Source organism: Streptomyces sp. NPDC127117, assembly GCF_042677325.1.
GTDB lineage: Bacteria > Actinomycetota > Actinomycetes > Streptomycetales > Streptomycetaceae > Streptomyces.
In genome coordinates this window covers 19,163-34,912 of sequence record NZ_JBHXTM010000039.1, presented here as the reverse complement: position 1 = coordinate 34,912, position 15,750 = coordinate 19,163, and the positions used below count along the sequence as shown (strand labels likewise).

At 68.6% G+C, this 15,750-nt stretch carries 17 protein-coding genes; 5 read left to right on the top strand and 12 right to left on the bottom strand.

Annotation, left to right across the window (positions count from 1 at the left end):
- Positions 1-71: 71 nt before the first annotated feature.
- Complete coding sequence (rph, locus tag ACFVH0_RS28620) at positions 72-809, bottom strand: ribonuclease PH (RefSeq protein ID WP_124723307.1); 738 nt, start codon at positions 807-809, stop codon at positions 72-74.
- A 119-nt stretch (positions 810-928) separates the two neighbouring features.
- The gene (locus tag ACFVH0_RS28615; protein ID WP_014156020.1) at positions 929-1,162 is read right to left on the bottom strand and encodes a glucose PTS transporter subunit EIIB; all 234 of its coding nucleotides are present in this window, start codon (positions 1,160-1,162) and stop codon (positions 929-931) included.
- A 222-nt stretch (positions 1,163-1,384) separates the two neighbouring features.
- On the opposite strand from ACFVH0_RS28615, the gene ACFVH0_RS28610 reads away from it, so the two are divergent.
- The gene (locus tag ACFVH0_RS28610; RefSeq protein WP_385824798.1) at positions 1,385-2,695 is read left to right on the top strand and encodes a PTS transporter subunit EIIC; all 1,311 of its coding nucleotides are present in this window, start codon (positions 1,385-1,387) and stop codon (positions 2,693-2,695) included.
- Between the two features lie 271 nt (positions 2,696-2,966).
- Positions 2,967-4,232: a PTS transporter subunit EIIC gene (locus ACFVH0_RS28605; RefSeq protein ID WP_385824797.1), complete on the top strand. Its 1,266-nt coding sequence runs from the start codon at positions 2,967-2,969 to the stop codon at positions 4,230-4,232.
- 74 nt (positions 4,233-4,306) lie between these two features.
- Here the strand turns inward: ACFVH0_RS28605 and ACFVH0_RS28600 are convergent, their stop codons facing one another.
- The gene (locus ACFVH0_RS28600; protein ID WP_385824795.1) at positions 4,307-5,059 is read right to left on the bottom strand and encodes an MBL fold metallo-hydrolase; all 753 of its coding nucleotides are present in this window, start codon (positions 5,057-5,059) and stop codon (positions 4,307-4,309) included.
- 177 nt (positions 5,060-5,236) lie between these two features.
- Here ACFVH0_RS28600 and ACFVH0_RS28595 point away from each other — a divergent pair, with 177 nt between their 5' ends.
- Positions 5,237-5,752: a type II toxin-antitoxin system PemK/MazF family toxin gene (locus ACFVH0_RS28595; protein ID WP_385824793.1), complete on the top strand. Its 516-nt coding sequence runs from the start codon at positions 5,237-5,239 to the stop codon at positions 5,750-5,752.
- A 46-nt stretch (positions 5,753-5,798) separates the two neighbouring features.
- Here the strand turns inward: ACFVH0_RS28595 and ACFVH0_RS28590 are convergent, their stop codons facing one another.
- From ACFVH0_RS28590 to clpS, 7 genes are all read right to left on the bottom strand, one after another.
- Positions 5,799-6,749: a PLP-dependent cysteine synthase family protein gene (locus ACFVH0_RS28590; protein ID WP_385824791.1), complete on the bottom strand. Its 951-nt coding sequence runs from the start codon at positions 6,747-6,749 to the stop codon at positions 5,799-5,801.
- Positions 6,749-7,027 (bottom strand): MoaD/ThiS family protein, encoded by a 279-nt coding sequence (locus tag ACFVH0_RS28585; RefSeq protein ID WP_385824789.1) that lies wholly within the window; start codon positions 7,025-7,027, stop codon positions 6,749-6,751. Before ACFVH0_RS28585 ends, ACFVH0_RS28590 begins: the two co-directional genes overlap by 1 nt.
- Positions 7,028-7,129: 102 nt before the next feature.
- Positions 7,130-7,255, bottom strand: coding sequence for a putative leader peptide (locus ACFVH0_RS28580; RefSeq protein ID WP_385824787.1), 126 nt, complete (start codon positions 7,253-7,255; stop codon positions 7,130-7,132).
- A gap of 133 nt (positions 7,256-7,388) precedes the next feature.
- Entirely contained in the window at positions 7,389-7,820 is a 432-nt protein-coding gene (locus ACFVH0_RS28575) for a M67 family metallopeptidase (protein ID WP_259935047.1), read from the bottom strand.
- Between the two features lie 104 nt (positions 7,821-7,924).
- Positions 7,925-9,364: an amino acid permease gene (locus ACFVH0_RS28570; RefSeq protein ID WP_385824785.1), complete on the bottom strand. Its 1,440-nt coding sequence runs from the start codon at positions 9,362-9,364 to the stop codon at positions 7,925-7,927.
- A gap of 339 nt (positions 9,365-9,703) precedes the next feature.
- Positions 9,704-10,288: a DUF2017 domain-containing protein gene (locus ACFVH0_RS28565; protein WP_385824783.1), complete on the bottom strand. Its 585-nt coding sequence runs from the start codon at positions 10,286-10,288 to the stop codon at positions 9,704-9,706.
- Positions 10,289-10,344: 56 nt separating this feature from the next.
- Positions 10,345-10,659 (bottom strand): ATP-dependent Clp protease adapter ClpS, encoded by a 315-nt coding sequence (gene clpS / locus ACFVH0_RS28560; RefSeq protein ID WP_124723297.1) that lies wholly within the window; start codon positions 10,657-10,659, stop codon positions 10,345-10,347.
- A 78-nt stretch (positions 10,660-10,737) separates the two neighbouring features.
- On the opposite strand from clpS, the gene ACFVH0_RS28555 reads away from it, so the two are divergent.
- Entirely contained in the window at positions 10,738-12,066 is a 1,329-nt protein-coding gene (locus tag ACFVH0_RS28555) for a nicotinate phosphoribosyltransferase (protein WP_385824781.1), read from the top strand.
- 152 nt (positions 12,067-12,218) lie between these two features.
- Positions 12,219-12,803: an isochorismatase family protein gene (locus tag ACFVH0_RS28550; protein ID WP_385824779.1), complete on the top strand. Its 585-nt coding sequence runs from the start codon at positions 12,219-12,221 to the stop codon at positions 12,801-12,803.
- 41 nt (positions 12,804-12,844) lie between these two features.
- On the opposite strand, the gene ACFVH0_RS28545 is transcribed toward ACFVH0_RS28550, so the two are convergent.
- Both ACFVH0_RS28545 and ACFVH0_RS28540 read right to left on the bottom strand, forming a co-directional pair.
- A complete protein-coding gene (locus ACFVH0_RS28545; protein ID WP_385824777.1) occupies positions 12,845-13,180 on the bottom strand; it encodes a hypothetical protein in 336 nt (111 codons plus the stop codon).
- Positions 13,181-13,304: 124 nt separating this feature from the next.
- Complete coding sequence (locus tag ACFVH0_RS28540; RefSeq protein ID WP_385824775.1) at positions 13,305-15,704, bottom strand: immune inhibitor A domain-containing protein; 2,400 nt, start codon at positions 15,702-15,704, stop codon at positions 13,305-13,307.
- Between the last annotated feature and the right edge of the window lie 46 nt (positions 15,705-15,750).

The following is a 15,750-nucleotide window of genomic DNA, read 5'->3' as shown; positions in this document are numbered from 1 at the left end:
GACGGGCGCACGGTTCGACCCGTGCGCCCGTGTTCGTAACGACGCGCTGTGGTGCGTATTTGGTTGCTTCTTTACTCGCCCAGGGTGCGGGCGAGGGCGTCGTTCTGGAAGACCGTGAGGTCCGCGCAGCCCGCGGTGGCGAGGTCGAGGAGGGCGCCGAGTTCCTTGCGGTCGAAGGGGGTGGCCTCGGCGGTGCCCTGGACCTCGACGAAGCGGCCGTCGCCGGTGCAGACGACGTTCATGTCGGTCTCGGCGCGGACGTCCTCCTCGTAGCAGAGGTCGAGGAGGGGGGTGCCGTCGACGATGCCGACGCTGATCGCGGAGACGGTGTCGGTCAGCGGCTTGCGGCCGTGCTTGACGATCTTCTTGTGCTGGGCCCAGCTGACGGCGTCGGCGAGGGCGACGTAGGCGCCGGTGATGGCGGCGGTGCGGGTGCCGCCGTCGGCCTGGAGGACGTCGCAGTCCAGGACGATGGTGTTCTCGCCGAGGGCCTTGTAGTCGATGACGGCGCGCAGGGAGCGGCCGATGAGGCGGCTGATCTCGTGGGTGCGTCCGCCGATCTTGCCGCGTACGGATTCGCGGTCGCCGCGGGTGTTGGTGGAGCGGGGCAGCATGGAGTATTCGGCGGTGACCCAGCCTTCGCCGCTGCCCTTGCGCCAGCGCGGGACGCCTTCGGTGACGGAGGCGGTGCAGAAGACCTTGGTGTCGCCGAAGGAGATGAGTACGGATCCTTCGGCGTGCTTGCTCCATCCGCGTTCGATGGTGACGGGGCGGAGCTGTTCGGGGGTGCGGCCGTCGATACGAGACATGGCGTCGACTTTATCGGGTGCGGGGGCGGCGCCCGTTCGGGTGCTCGACAGGCCCCGTCCGGGTGGGCGGGGCCTGTGCGGTGCCGAGCGGCCGGCTCAGCGAAGGGCTGGGCGGCCGGTCACATCATGTCTTCGATGTCGGCGGCGATGGGGTCGGCGTCGGTGCCGATGACGACCTGGATCGCGGTGCCCATCTTGACGACGCCGTGGGCCCCGGCGGCCTTGAGCGCGGCTTCGTCGACCTTGCTGGGGTCGTGGACCTCGGTGCGGAGGCGGGTGATGCAGCCTTCGATCTCGTCGATGTTCTCGATACCGCCGAGCCCGGCGACGATCTTCTCAGCCTTGCTGGCCATGGCCTTCTCCCTGGTTCTTCACATGCGTGCGACGGCCCACCCTGGGTCCGTTTCGTCACCGTAACGCACGTTTGGCCCAGCTTCGCGAGCGGGTGGCTGGACCGTCCCCAATGATGACGATCACCGGTGCCCTGTCTTCCAGGCGGGTTACGCACCGTACCTCAACTGGTCTACACCAGTCTGCAACGACCGCCGAACGCACCCTGTTCCGGGAGGATGCCGATGAGTTCGAGCAGCGCCGCAGTGCCACGGAAGACGTGGTGGAACGGCTTCTTCCAGGGCCTCCAGAAGATGGGCCGCAGCCTCCAGCTGCCGATCGCCGTGCTGCCCGCGGCCGGCATCCTGAACCGGTTGGGCCAGCCGGACGTATTCGGCGACGAGGGTCTGGGCTGGAACAACATCGCCAAGGTGTTCGCGGCGGCGGGCGGTGCGCTGCTCGACTCGGGGCTCGGCCTTCCGCTGCTGTTCTGCATCGGTGTCGCGATCGGCATGGCGAAGAAGTCGGACGGTTCGACCGCGCTCGCCGCGGTGGCCGGCTTCCTCGTCTACTACGCGGTGCTGCACGCCTTCCCGGTGGACTGCGCCCCGGGTTCGACGTTCACCTCCGGCGGCACCTGGTTCGGCACCTGTGTGACCGGCGACGCCAAGGTCACGGCCGCCGAGTACCAGAACCCCGGGGTGTTCGGCGGCATCGTGATGGGGCTGCTGTCCGCCTGGTTCTGGCAGCGGTACCACCGGGTCAAGCTGGTGGACTGGCTGGGCTTCTTCAACGGCCGACGCCTCGTCCCGATCATCATGGCCTTCGTCGGGCTGCTCTTCGCGGGCCTGTGCGCCTGGCTGTGGCAGCCGATCGGTGACGGTCTGACCAGCTTCTCCAAGTGGCTGGTGGACCTGGACTGGGTGGGCTCCGGCATCTTCGGTCTCGCCAACCGCGCGCTGCTGGTCATCGGCCTCCACCAGTTCCTCAACACCTTCGTCTGGTTCCAGTTCGGCGACTTCACCAAGCCGGACGGCACGGTCGTGCACGGTGACATCAACCGGTTCCTGGCGGGCGACCCGACGGCCGGCCAGTTCACCTCGGGCTTCTTCCCGATCATGATGTTCGCCCTGCCCGCGGCGGCACTGGCGATCTACCACTGCGCCAAACCGCATCGCCGGAAGGCGGTCGGCGGCATGATGCTCTCGGTCGGTCTGACGTCGTTCGTGACGGGCATCACCGAGCCGATCGAGTACTCGTTCCTCTTCGTCGCGCCGCTGCTGTACGCGATCCACGCGGTGCTCACCGGTGTCTCCATGGCGGTGACGTGGGCGCTCGGGGTGAAGGACGGCTTCAGCTTCTCGGCGGGTCTGATCGACTACGTCATCAACTGGAGCCTGGCGACCAAACCCTGGCTGATCATCCCGATCGGGCTGGCCTTCGCCGTCGTGTACTACCTGATCTTCCGGTTCGCGATCACCAGATTCAACCTTCAGACACCGGGCCGGGAGCCCGACGAGCTGGAGGAGGAGATCGAGAGGAACCTCACGAAATAGCAGATCGGACGGGCTGCCGGCCCGCCCGCAGCAGTCCCTGAGGACCCTCGGACCCGCATCGGTCCGGGGGTCTTCGTCATGTCACCGAGCGTGGGTGATGGCTCATGCGAAGTAATCGGAATTTGCAGGTTCCTTATCCAATACTCATCGTGCTACAACTGGTCTACACCACTGAGTGGTCCAGACCGCGTGGCGCTCTGCCGCGTTTTCGAGTCGTCGCCTCCCCCCCCTCGAACGACCTGGGCGGCGCCTTGCCCCATGGAGGAAGTTGATGTCCACGGCAGACACCGCACCCGCGGTCAGCAAGAAGAAGGGTGCCGGCGTGATGTCGGTCATGCAGCGCATCGGCCGCAGCCTCATGCTGCCGGTCGCGGTGCTGCCCGCAGCCGCGCTCCTGGTGCGTCTCGGCAACGACGACATGCTCGGCAGGGCCTCGTTCCCGGACTTCGTCACCAAGATCGCGAGCTTCATGGCCGCGGGCGGCAACGCGATCCTCGACAACATGGCGCTGCTGTTCGCCGTCGGCATCGCGATCGGCTTCGCCAAGAAGTCGGACGGTTCGACCGCACTCGCGGCCGTCACCGGCTACCTGGTCTTCCAGAAGGTCCTCGCCACCTTCACCGACAGCAACCTTCCGCAGGTCGCGACGGTGGTCGACGGCAAGATAGTCATGACGGACGCCCCCGTGGACGCCAAGGTCCTCGGCGGTGTGGTGATGGGCATCGTCGTCGCGCTGCTCTACCAGAAGTTCTACCGGACGAAGCTGCCCGCCTGGGCCGGCTTCTTCGGCGGCCGCCGCTTGGTCCCGATCCTCTCCGCCTTCGCGGGTCTGGTCATCGGCATCATCTTCGGTTACATCTGGCCGGTCCTCGGCACCGGGCTGCACAACTTCGGCGAGTGGCTGGTCGGTTCCGGTGCGGTCGGCGCGGGCATCTTCGGTGTCGCCAACCGTGCGCTGATCCCGGTCGGCATGCACCACCTGCTGAACTCGTTCCCGTGGTTCCAGGCCGGCGAGTTCCACGGCAAGAGCGGCGACATCAACCGCTTCCTGGCCGGTGACCCGACGGCCGGACAGTTCATGACCGGCTTCTTCCCGATCATGATGTTCGCCCTCCCGGCCGCGTGCCTCGCCATCGTGCACTGCGCCCGCCCGGAGCGCCGCAAGGTCGTCGGCGGCATGATGTTCTCCCTCGCGCTCACCGCGTTCGTGACCGGTGTCACCGAGCCGATCGAGTTCACCTTCATGTTCATCGCCCCGGTGCTGTACGCGATCCACGCGGTGCTCACCGGTGTCTCCATGGCCCTCACCTGGGGCCTCGGCATGAAGGACGGCTTCGGCTTCTCCGCCGGTGCGGTCGACTTCTTCCTGAACCTCGGCATCGCGAGCAAGCCATGGATGCTGGTGCTGGTCGGCCTCTGCTTCGCGGTGGTCTACTACGTGGTCTTCCGCTTCGCGATCACCAGATTCAACCTGCCGACTCCGGGCCGTGAGTCGGACGAGGAGCTCGCCGAGCTCCTCAAGGCCGAGGCGAAGTAGGCCCCGCCCCACGCACGACGAAGCCCTCACCTCCCCGGCGGAAGGTGAGGGCTTCGTCGTGTCCGCGATGGGGGCTAGACCTCGTACACCGCCCCCGGCACCGCCACCTCCGCCGGTCCGTCGAAGACCACGCGGGCGTCGGCCAGGTTGCGGTCGGCGTCGGTCCACGGCGGGATGTGGGTGAGGACCAGGCGCCCCACGCCGGCCCGGGCGGCGGTCTCGCCCGCCTCGCGGCCGTTGAGGTGGAGGTCCGGGATGTCCTCCTTGCCGTGGATGAACGATGCTTCACAGAGGAACAGGTCGACGCCCTCGGCGAGTTCGTCCAGGGCCTCGCAGGTCCCCGTGTCGCCGGAGTACGCCAGCGAGCGGCCGCCGTGCTCGATACGGATCCCGAAGGTGTCGACGGGGTGGCAGAGCTTCTCCGTACGTACGGAGAAGGGGCCGATCTCGAACGATCCCGGCTTCAGCGTGTGGAAGTCGAAGACCTCGCTCATCGCGTGCTCGGACGGGGTGTCGGCGTGCGCGGTGGTCAGCCGCTGTTCGGTGCCCTCGGGCCCGTAGACCGGGATGGGGGCGGGGCGTCCGCCGTCGTGCCGGTAGTAGCGGACGACGAAGTACGCGCACATGTCGATGCAGTGATCGGCATGGAGGTGACTGAGGAAAATGGCGTCGAGGTCGTAGAGACCGACATGGCGCTGCAGCTCGCCGAGGGCGCCGTTGCCCATGTCGAGGAGCAGCCTGAAGCCGTCGGCCTCTACGAGGTAGCTCGAACACGCTGATCCCGCGGACGGGAACGAGCCGGAGCAGCCGACGACGGTGAGCTTCATGGAGCGTGAACCTCCGAGACGTGGGAACGGGGAGGGTTCGTGCGGTCTGTTGAGCGGTTCGTCGAGCGTAAGGCGCGAAACAGCCGGTCGCTCCTCCACGGCCGTCCGTTGTGGGGGAACTCACCTGCTCTGTCACCGGTTCGATGGAAGCGGTGGTGACGCCGGTACGGTCGGGGCATGGACATGTCCTGGTGGTGGATCGCGCTCGTTCTTGTCGTGCTGCTCGCACTCGTCGCGGCGGTCGCCGATGGGCGGGGAAGGGGCGGGCGCCCGTCCCGTGGACGTTCCCGCAGGCCGGCGGGGACGGAGGGGGCGCGCTCCGGTGGCCGTCCGGGCGGCCGGACGCGCCCGCCGGCGGGGCCCGGACGTGGGCCGGGGCCGGAGCGGCGGCCTCGGCCGGGTGAGATCTGGTGGGCCGAGGTGCCGTACGAGGACGGGCCCGGGGCGAAGGACCGGCCCTGCCTGGTGCTGTCGGTACGGGGCGGCTCGGCGCTCGTCGCGAAGATCACCAGCAAGCATCACGCGGACCGGCCCGGGGTGATCGCACTGCCCGCGGGAACGGTGGGTGACGCGCAGGGCCGGGCGAGCTTCCTGGAGACGGACGAGCTGCGGGAGGTCGCGGTACGCGGGTTCCGGCGCCGGGTGGGGGTCGTGGACCCGGGGGTGTGGGAGCGGGTGCGGAACCTCGGGTGAGGTCGGGTGAGGTGCGCCCGCGCCGGGCGCACCTCCTCGAAGGCCCTCAGGCCCAGAGCTGGCCGTGCAGGGTCTCGATGGCCGCTTCCGTGGTCGGGGCGGTGTAGACGCCCGTCGACAGGTACTTCCAGCCGCCGTCGGCGACGACGAAGACGATGTCGGCCGGCTCCCCCGCCTTGACGGCCTTGTTTCCCACGCCGATCGCCGCGTGGAGTGCGGCGCCGGTGGAGACGCCCGCGAAGATGCCCTCCTGCTGGAGGAGTTCGCGGGTGCGGGTGACCGCGTCCGCCGAGCCGACGGAGAAGCGGGTGGTGAGGACCGAGGCGTCGTACAGCTCGGGGACGAAGCCCTCGTCGAGGTTGCGGAGCCCGTAGACCAGGTCGTCGTAGCGCGGCTCGGCGGCGACGATCTTGACGTCCGGCTTGTGTTCGCGCAGGTAGCGGCCGACGCCCATCAGTGTTCCCGTGGTGCCGAGGCCGGCCACGAAGTGGGTGACGGACGGGAGGTCGGCGAGGATCTCCGGGCCGGTGGTGGCGTAGTGGGCGCCCGCGTTGTCCGGGTTTCCGTACTGGTAGAGCATGACCCAGTCGGGGTGCTCGGCGGCCAGCTCCTTGGCGACGCGGACGGCCGTGTTGGAGCCGCCCGCCGCCGGGGAGGAGATGATCTCGGCGCCCCACATGGCGAGCAGGTCGCGCCGCTCCTGGGAGGTGTTCTCCGGCATGACGCACACCATGCGGTAGCCCTTGAGCCTGGCCGCCATGGCGAGTGAGATGCCGGTGTTGCCGCTGGTGGGCTCCAGGATGGTGCAGCCTGGGGTCAACCGGCCGTCCTTCTCCGCCTGTTCGACCATGTGGAGCGCGGGACGGTCCTTGATCGAGCCGGTGGGGTTGCGGTCCTCCAGCTTGGCCCAGATCCGGACGTCGTCCGAGGGTGACAGCCGCGGCAGGCGGACGAGCGGGGTGTTGCCCACCGCGGCGAGCGGGCTGTCGTACCGCATCAGTTCATGCCGCCGGCGACGGCCGGGAGGATGGTGACGCTGTCGCCGTCGCTGAGCTCGGTGGAGATGCCGTCGAGGAAGCGGACGTCCTCGTCGTTGAGGTACACGTTCACGAAGCGGCGGAGTTCGTCGCCGTCGACGATGCGCTCGCGGATGCCGTTGTGCCGGCTCTCCAGGTCCGTGAAGAGGTCGGCGAGGGTCGCTCCGTTGCCCTCGACGGCCTTGGCGCCGCCGGTGTAGGTGCGGAGGATGGTCGGGATGCGGACCTCGATGGCCATGGCGTGTGCTCCTGTCGGAAGCGGAGAGGTGGCGTGGGGCGCGCGGCTCTGCCCCCGCGCGGGGGTGGTGCGTACGTGTGGTGTTCGGGCCGCGGGCCCGGCTCAGGCCTTGTGGCCGGCGGGCAGGCGGCACGTACAGATCGCGCTGGAGAGCCTGCACAGGTCGACGTGCAGCCGCGCGACGAGCAGCGTGCCCGGCGTCGTTTCGCTCACGTCATGGAGAACCATGCGCTCATCGTATCGATTCCCGGTCCGAAATCCCGAGTGTGATCTCACCTGGTGGATGCTCGATGTTCGACAGGTGGACGGGACCGTGGGTGAGTCCGGTCCCGTCCGGCCGGTGTCCGGCGGTGCGGCGGGGTCAGGCGGGCTCGTACGCCTCGACGACCTCGACGTCCTCCTCGGTGATCACGCCGTCCACGATGCGGTACGAGCGGAACTGGAAGGGGCCCGCGTCGTCGGTGTCCGCCGTGGAGACGAGGACGTAGTGGGCGCCGGGCTCGTTGGCGTAGGTGACGTCGGTGCGGGAGGGGTAGGCCTCGGTCGCGGTGTGGGAGTGGTAGACGATCACCGGCTCCTCGTCGCGGTCGTCCATCTCGCGGTAGAGCTTGAGGAGGTCGGCCGAGTCGAACTCGTAGAAGGTGGGCGAGCGGGCGGCGTTGAGCATCGGGATGAACCGCTCGGGGCGGCCGGTCCCGGCCGGGCCCGCGACCACGCCGCACGCCTCGTCGGGGTGGTCGGCACGGGAGTGCGCGACGATCTGGTCGTAGAGCGCCTTGGTGATGGTCAGCATTTCGCCAGGATAGGCATGCGGCCCCTTCCGTACCGAAGTGTGGTACGGAAGGGGCCGCATGGTGGACACGGCGGCCGTCGGGGCGGCCGGGTGGCGGAGAGGGTTCAGTTCTTCGCGAAGGCCTTGTTCTCGGGGTTGCGGGCCTTGAGGACTAGGTACGAGACGCCGAGGAGCGCGGCCCAGAGCGGGGCGCAGTACAGCGAGACCCGGGTGTCCTTGTCGATGCCCATCATCACGATGACCACGGCTATGAAGAACAGCGCGAAGACGCTGGTGTACGGGGCGCCGGGGGCCCGGAAGCCCGACCTGGGGAGCGCCCCGAGATCGGAGAGACGCCGGTAGCGGAGCTGGCTGATCAGGATCATGATCCAGGCCCACATGCCGGAGATGGTGGCGAACGAGACGACGTAGGTGAAGGCGTCACCGGGCCACTGGTAGTTGATCCAGACGCCGACGAGCATCAGTGCGGCGGAGAAGGTGGTGCCGACGAGAGGGGTGCCGCTCCTGGTGAGCCGGGTGAAGAACTTCGGGCCCTGCCCGTTGAGTGCGAGGTCGCGCAGCATGCGGCCGGTGGAGTACATGCCGGAGTTGCAGGAGGAGAGCGCGGCGGTCAGCACGACGAAGTTGACGATGCCGGCGCCGAGGCCGAGGCCCATCTTCTTGAAGGCGGCGACGAACGGCGAGACGTCGGGCTGGAACTCGGTCCACGGGACCACGGAGAGGATCATGATGAGCGCGCCGACGTAGAAGACGGCGATGCGCCACGGCACGGTGTTGATGGCCTTGGGCAGGACGGTCTTCGGGTCCTTGGACTCGCCCGCGGTGACGCCGACCAGTTCGACGGCGAGGAAGGCGAACATCACGATCTGCAGCGTCATCAGGGTGCCCTTGATGCCGTGCGGGAAGAATCCGCCGTCGGCCCAGAGGTGGGTGACGGACGCGGTGTCCCCGGCGTCGGAGAAGCCGAGGGTGAGAATTCCGGCGCAGATGAGGATCATGCCGACGATGGCGGTGACCTTGACCATCGAGAACCAGAATTCGAGTTCACCGAAGAGTTTCACGGAGATCAGGTTCACCCCGTACAGGATGATCGTGAAGATCAGTGCGGAAACCCATTGGGGAATGTCGAACCAGAACGTCATGTACTGGGCCGCGGCGGTGACTTCGGTGATTCCGGTGACGACCCAGAACAGCCAGTAGGTCCAGCCGGTGACGAAGCCCGCGAAGGGGCCGATGAATTCACGGGCGTACTCGGAGAAGGAACCCGAGACCGGCCGGTACATGAGGAGTTCGCCCAGGGCCCGCATGATGAAGAAGATCACCAGGCCCGCGACGGCATAGGCCAGGACGAGACTGGGCCCGGCCTTGGCGATCGCCTTTCCCGCACCGAGGAAGAGCCCGGTGCCGATGGCCCCGCCGATGGCGATCATCTGGATCTGACGGGCGCCGAGGGCCCGCTGGTATCCCTCGCCGGACGTGCCGGAATCCGCGACCTCTACGGCCTGCCCGCCGCTGTTCCCTTTGTCGACCTGCGCCGATGTCATGTGCTGCGCCTTTCTCCACGCCGATCCGCGCCGTTGAGACCGCGGATCAGGTCCTGATCCCCCCGGATATGGATGGAGTGCCGCCGGCGGTTGCCGGCCCGTAGCGCCCTCGGGAACAGGGGTGGCGTCCCCGAGTGGTCGTGAAGATTTATCACGGGCACTCGGGCGACCCATCGGACGTTATGTGGCGTACACCACAGTTAAAAGCGGACAAGAGTTTCCTGCCGCAGCAAAGACGACCGTTCAGGTGACGGGATCGTTATTCGGATTTGAGCGTCCGTTGAGCGAACACTCGGCGCTCGTCCGGGAGCGCGGCACCGCGGCACAGCCGTGGCGCGGTTACGGCATCAGCGTTTCCACGAGCGTTTCCTGGAGCGCGCCGAGCCAGAGATAGGCCATGACCATCGGCTTTCGCGGGTCGCTGTCCGGGAGCCGGTAGAGCGACCCGGCCTCGCCCTCGTCCTCGTCGGAGACCTCCAGGCGGGTGCCGATGGTGAGCCGGAGGTCGTTGAGGGCGCCGAGCCAGTTGCGGCATTCGTCGCCGGTGAGTTCGAGTACGGCGCCGCCGTCCCCGGTGATCGTGAGCGCGTCCAGGGTGCGTACGACGGCGAGGGCGTCGGTGCGCTTGCGGGCGCGCAGGTCGTTCTCGGTGAAGCGGCGGAACTCGGCGGAGGCGGCGCGCAGTTCGGTGTCCTCGTCGCCGTACGCCTCGGGGAAGAGGCGGGCCAGGGCGGGGTCGGTGGGCGGTTCGCTGGGCCCCTCCGCGAAGAGGGCGGCGAGCGGGTCCTCGCCCTCGGCGGGCTCGTCGCCGGGGCCGATCAGTTCCAGCAGCTGGACGGCGAGGGAGCGCAGGATCGCGATCTCCACCTCGTCGAGCGCGACGGCCGCGCCGCCGCCGGGGGTGGCCTCGAAGTGGCCGGCCATGGGTTTTCTCCGATGGTGGGTCGGGCGGGGCAGGTCGGGCGGACGGACGGGGAGGTCTAGTTGCGGTCCTGTGTGAGCGTGGCCCACAGTCCGTAGCCGTGCATGGCCTGGACGTCGCGTTCCATCTCCTCGCGGCTGCCGCTGGAGACGACCGCGCGCCCCTTCTGGTGGACGTCCAGCATCAGCTTGTGCGCCTTGTCCTTGGAGTAGCCGAAGTAGGCCTGGAAGACATAGGTCACGTAGCTCATGAGATTGACCGGGTCGTTGTGGACCAGCGTCACCCAGGGGACGTCGGGCTCGGGGACGACAAGACTCTCCTCGGCCGATTCGGGACGCGTGATCTCTGTGGGGGCGACGCTCACCCACCCCATGCTGCCACTCGGGAGGGGGCATCGCACAAACGACCCGAGATCTCGTCACTCTGACGAAATAGGGGTAGCATCCGGAACATGAACTCTGCGGACCTTGGGCGACGGGTCGGTGTGCCGTCGACCGCGCTCTTCACCGACCAGTACGAGCTCACGATGGTGCAGGCCGCGCTGAAGGCCGGCACGGCCGATCGGCACTCGGTCTTCGAGGCGTTCACGCGCCGGCTTCCCGAGGGGCGGCGCTACGGCGTCGTGGCGGGCATCGGACGGGTACTGGACGCGGTGGAGAACTTCCACTTCGACGACGAGATGCTCACCTTCCTGCGCGAACAGAACGTGGTGGACGGGCCGACCCTCGCCTGGCTGGCGGACTACCGCTTCAGCGGCGACATCTGGGGCTACCCGGAGGGCGAGGTGTACTTCCCCGGCTCCCCGATCCTGCGCGTCGAGGGCTCCTTCGCCGAATGCGTGCTGCTGGAGACGGTGATCCTTTCGATCCTCAACCACGACTCGGCGATCGCCGCCGCGGCCTCGCGGATGTCCGCCGCGGCCGGCGGGCGCGGCCTGATCGAGATGGGTGCACGGCGCACCCATGAACTGTCGGCGGTGGCCTCGGCGCGGGCCGCGTACATCGGCGGCTTCAACACCACCTCCGACCTGGCGGCGGGCTTCCGCTACAACATCCCGACCGTCGGGACGAGCGCCCACGCCTTCACGCTGCTCCACGACACCGAGCGCGACGCCTTCCGGGCCCAGGTCGATTCGCTCGGCCGGGGCACGACGCTGCTGGTCGACACGTACGACGTCACCGAGGCGGTCCGTACGGCGGTCGAGGTCGCCGGGACCGAGCTGGGCGCGGTACGGATCGACTCCGGCGATCTGCTGCTGGTCGCGCACCGGGTGCGGCAGCAGCTGGACGAGCTGGGCGCCACGGAGACGAAGATCGTGGTGACCTCGGACCTGGACGAGTACGCCATCGCCTCGCTGGCGGCCGCACCGGTCGACGCGTACGGGGTGGGCACGCAGCTGGTGACCGGCAGCGGTCAGCCCACCTGCTCGATGGTCTACAAGCTCGTCGCCCGCGCCGGCTCCGCCGATCCCGCGGAGCCGCTGCGTCCGGTGGCCAAGAAGTCGCTCGGCGCGAAGTCGTCGGTGGGCGGTCGCAAGTGGGCCGCGCGCCGGCTGGACGAGCACGGGGTCGCCGAGGCCGAGGTGATCGGCACCGGCGCGGTACCCGCGGAGCTGGCCGACCGGCAGCTGCTGGCCGAGCTGGTCAGGGGCGGCGAGGTGATCGCCCGAGAGCCGCTGGACGCGGCGCGCGAGCGGCACATCTCGGCGCGTGCGGGGCTGCCGATGTCGGCGGTGCAGCTGTCGCGCGGAGAGCCGGTGATTCCCACGGAGTACGTCTGACGGAGCCGTGCGGTGGCGGTGACCGGGCGAACCGGTCACCCCCGTGGCCCCGGACGCCGCCAGGGCTCCGTCCCCTCCCCATCCGGGGCCGGAGTCTCTAGGCTCGAATACGCCCCCGACAGCCGACCGTCCCCCACCTAAGGACACCCGTCATGCACCGCGCCTTGATCGTCGTCGACGTTCAGAACGACTTCTGCGAGGGCGGCAGCCTCGCCGTGGCGGGCGGCGCCGATGTCGCCGCCGCCGTCACCGACCTGATCGGCGAGGCCCAGGCCGGGTACCGCCATGTGGTGGCCACCCGTGACCACCACGTCGACCCGGGCAACCACTTCTCCGACCGTCCGGACTTCGAGCACTCCTGGCCCCCGCACTGCGTGGCCGGCACGGAGGGCGTCGGCTTCCACCCGAACTTCGCCCCCGCGGTCGCCTCGGGGGCGATCGACGCGGTGTTCGACAAGGGTGCCTACGCGGCGGCGTACAGCGGCTTCGAGGGCCTCGACGAGAACGGTGCGGGGCTGGCCGACTGGCTGCGGGAGCGCCATGTCACCGAGGTCGACGTGGTCGGCATCGCGACCGACCACTGTGTGCGGGCGACGGCGCTGGACGCGGTCCGGGCGGGCTTCACGACGCATGTGCTGCTCGACCTGACCGCCGGGGTCGCCGAGACGACCACGGAGCGGGCGCTGGAGGAGCTGCGCAGGGCGGGCGTGAAGCTGTCCGGCAAGCCGGTGGTGTAGCGGGGCCACGAGCGGGCCGGCGGGGCCCGGAGCCCCGCGCCTCAGGCCGGCCGCCGGACGGGTACGGCCGGGCGGAGCAGGGCCCGGATCGGGTGCCAGAGCTCCTGTGCCCGCTCCGGTCTGGCGCGCCAGAGCAGCCCGTCGGGGTGGTGCAGCACCGCGGTGATCTCGTCGGGGGTGGGCGGCTCGGCGTTGCCGCGGAGGTAGACCGCGCGCAGTCCGGCGTTGCGCAGCCGGGTCAGGGCGCGGGCCCGGTTGGCCGCGTGCACCAGGACCCGGACCGGGGTGCCGGAACCCGGTCCGCCGGCCGGATGGGGCAGTGTGATCGCCACCACCACATTGCCGTCCGGCAACTTGCAGAATCCTCCGCCTGCCATGCTCCGCGCTCCCCCGTGAGACATCGTGTCAATAAGAATCCGAACAAGACGCACCTAAACACGATCGGCCGCCGCCCGCTAGAGGGCGACGGCCGATCATGCTCTGACCTGCGGTTATACGGAACTACTTGTGCGAGGGACCGACCTTGACGGTGATCGTCGAGCCGCTGCGCGGCTCCTTGACGATGGAGATCCGGGTGTTCGTGTCAGGGACCTGAACGCTTCCGGTCTCGTTCTCCTTGTACCAGTAGGTGCCCTTGTGGTCGTCGAAGACCGGGATGCCGCGCTGCGACTTGATCCGGACCGGTGCGTCCGCGTTGTGCAGCGTGAAGGCGTCGGTCGAGTACCAGCTGAAGGGGGCGTCGAACGGCTGGATCTTGTTGCGCATGATCGTGCCGTCGGCCCACTTCAGGGGCTTGGCGTGCGCGTCGACCGGCAGGATCAGACCCTGGCCCGGGTGCTGCGACACGTTGTTGTCCTTCTGGGACTTGTCCCAGAGCCAGACGAGCAGACCGTTCTGGTACGGGTAGTGCTCGACCCAGTCCGGACGGGTCTTGGAGAAGCCGAAGTTGTACGGGCCGACCTTGAGGGTCTTGTCGTAGCTGACGTACTGGCGGTTCTCCGCGATGTAGTACTGCGCGTAGTCCTTGGTGAACGACTCGCCGACGCGGGAGAAGCCCTTGGCGGTCCAGCCGTTGTCGTCGCCCTCGGCGTTGTCCGTGAAGAGCGCGGCGCCGTCGGCGGTCACCGAGATGGTGTCCGCGGCGAAGCCGATGCCGCCCGCGCCGCCGTCGGTGGCGTAACGGAAGCGGACGTCGATCTTCTTGCCCGCGTACGCGTCCAGCGGGTACGAGAGCTTCTGGTACTTGCCGGAGACGTCGGTCAGGGCCGGCTTGTCACTGGCGTCGCGCGTGATCGCCTTGCCGTCGGCCGTGCCGTCGATCGCGGTCCAGCTGGTGCCGCCGTTGTCCGACACCTCGGTGTAGAGGTAGTCGTAGTCCTTCTCGATGTCCCACCAGCCCGCGAGGTCCAGGGAGGCCTTGGACTTGCCGGTCAGGTCGACCGAGCGGGTCAGGGTGTTGTTCAGGTTGTCGCCCATGTCGCTCCACCACTGCTTGGAGCCCTCCGCCGGCTTGGTGACGGCGGTAGTGACGGGCTTCTCGGGCAGCGTGACGACGAGCGCCTGCTTGTTCTTGGTGTTGTACTCCGAAACACCCAGCTTGTGGGTGGACTTCGTCGAGGCCTTGGCCTCGGCGTAGTCGAGCCAGCCCAGCTGGAGCTTGTCCCAGGCGGTCATGTCGCCGGGCAGGTCACCGATCGAGTCCTTGCCGGTGCCGAGCCAGGAACCGGCCGACATCAGGGACCAGAAACCGACCGAGTTCTCGGCGGTGTTGGTGGTGTCGTAGAGGTCCGGCAGGCCCAGGTCGTGGCCGTACTCGTGGGCGAAGACACCCAGGCCGCCGTTCTCGGGCTGCGCGGTGTAGTCGCCGACCCAGATGCCGGTGTCACCGATCTGGGTGCCGCCCGCCTTGTTGTCGGCCGGGCCGGTCGCGCCGGCGTCGGTTCCGTAGGCGTACCAACGGTGGGCCCAGATGGCGTTCTTGCCCTCGGCGCCGCCACCCGCGGACTCGTCCTCACCGGCGTGGACGATCTGGAAGTGGTCGATGTAGCCGTCGGGCTCGTTGAAGTTGCCGTCGCCGTCGAAGTCGTAGCGGTCCCACTGGTCGTACTTGGCGAGGTCCGTCTTGATCTGCTCGGGCGTACGGCCCTGGGCCTTCTGATCGGCGGCCCAGGCGTTCACGCCGTCCTTGATCATGTCCCAGGCGTTGGCGCAGTTGGTCGCGCCGCAGTAGTTGGAGCCGTAACGGGCCTCGTTGTAAGGCACCTTGACCCAGTCGGAGACCTCGCCGTCCACCGAGTAGCGCCCGGAGGACGTCTTCTCGTAGTACGTCTTCAGCGAGTCCTTGCCGGCACCCTCACCGAAGTAGAGGTCCTGGAAGTGCGCCTGGTTGTAATCGGCCTGCCAGGCGGTGCTGTTGTCCTTCTTGGGGTCCGGCTTGGCTATCTTGTTGTGCAGCGGGCCGGGCGTGCCCCCGTACTTCGGGACGGCCGGCTTCGGGCCGTCGCCGTCCGGGTCGAACATGGTGGTGTTGTCGACCTTGTCGCCGAACTCCACCAGGATCGTGAAGATCTTGTCCGTCTTCTCGCGGCCGAGCTCGACGTACTTCTTGTCGTCGAGCTTGACGACCTTGGAGCCGTCCCGCTTCGAGATCTTCTTGTCGCCCGATATGACCTGCTCAAGAGCGGCCTGACGCTGTGCGTCCTGCTGCTCGCTGAACGGGCCCTTCAGGTCGTGCTCGTTGCCCTTGGCCGACCCCGGGTCACGGCGGTCGACGCTGGTGCTCTTGGCTCCCGGCGCCTTGTCGTCTGCCTGGGCCGTGGCGAAAGCCGACGCCGTGGCGGCAGTGGCGGCCATGGCCACGACAACCGCAGCGGCGCGAAGCGCCCGTCTGTTTGTGGTCACTTGATGCAGTCCTCCCCGGCACCCGCGGCTGCGGCCTTGAGTGGTG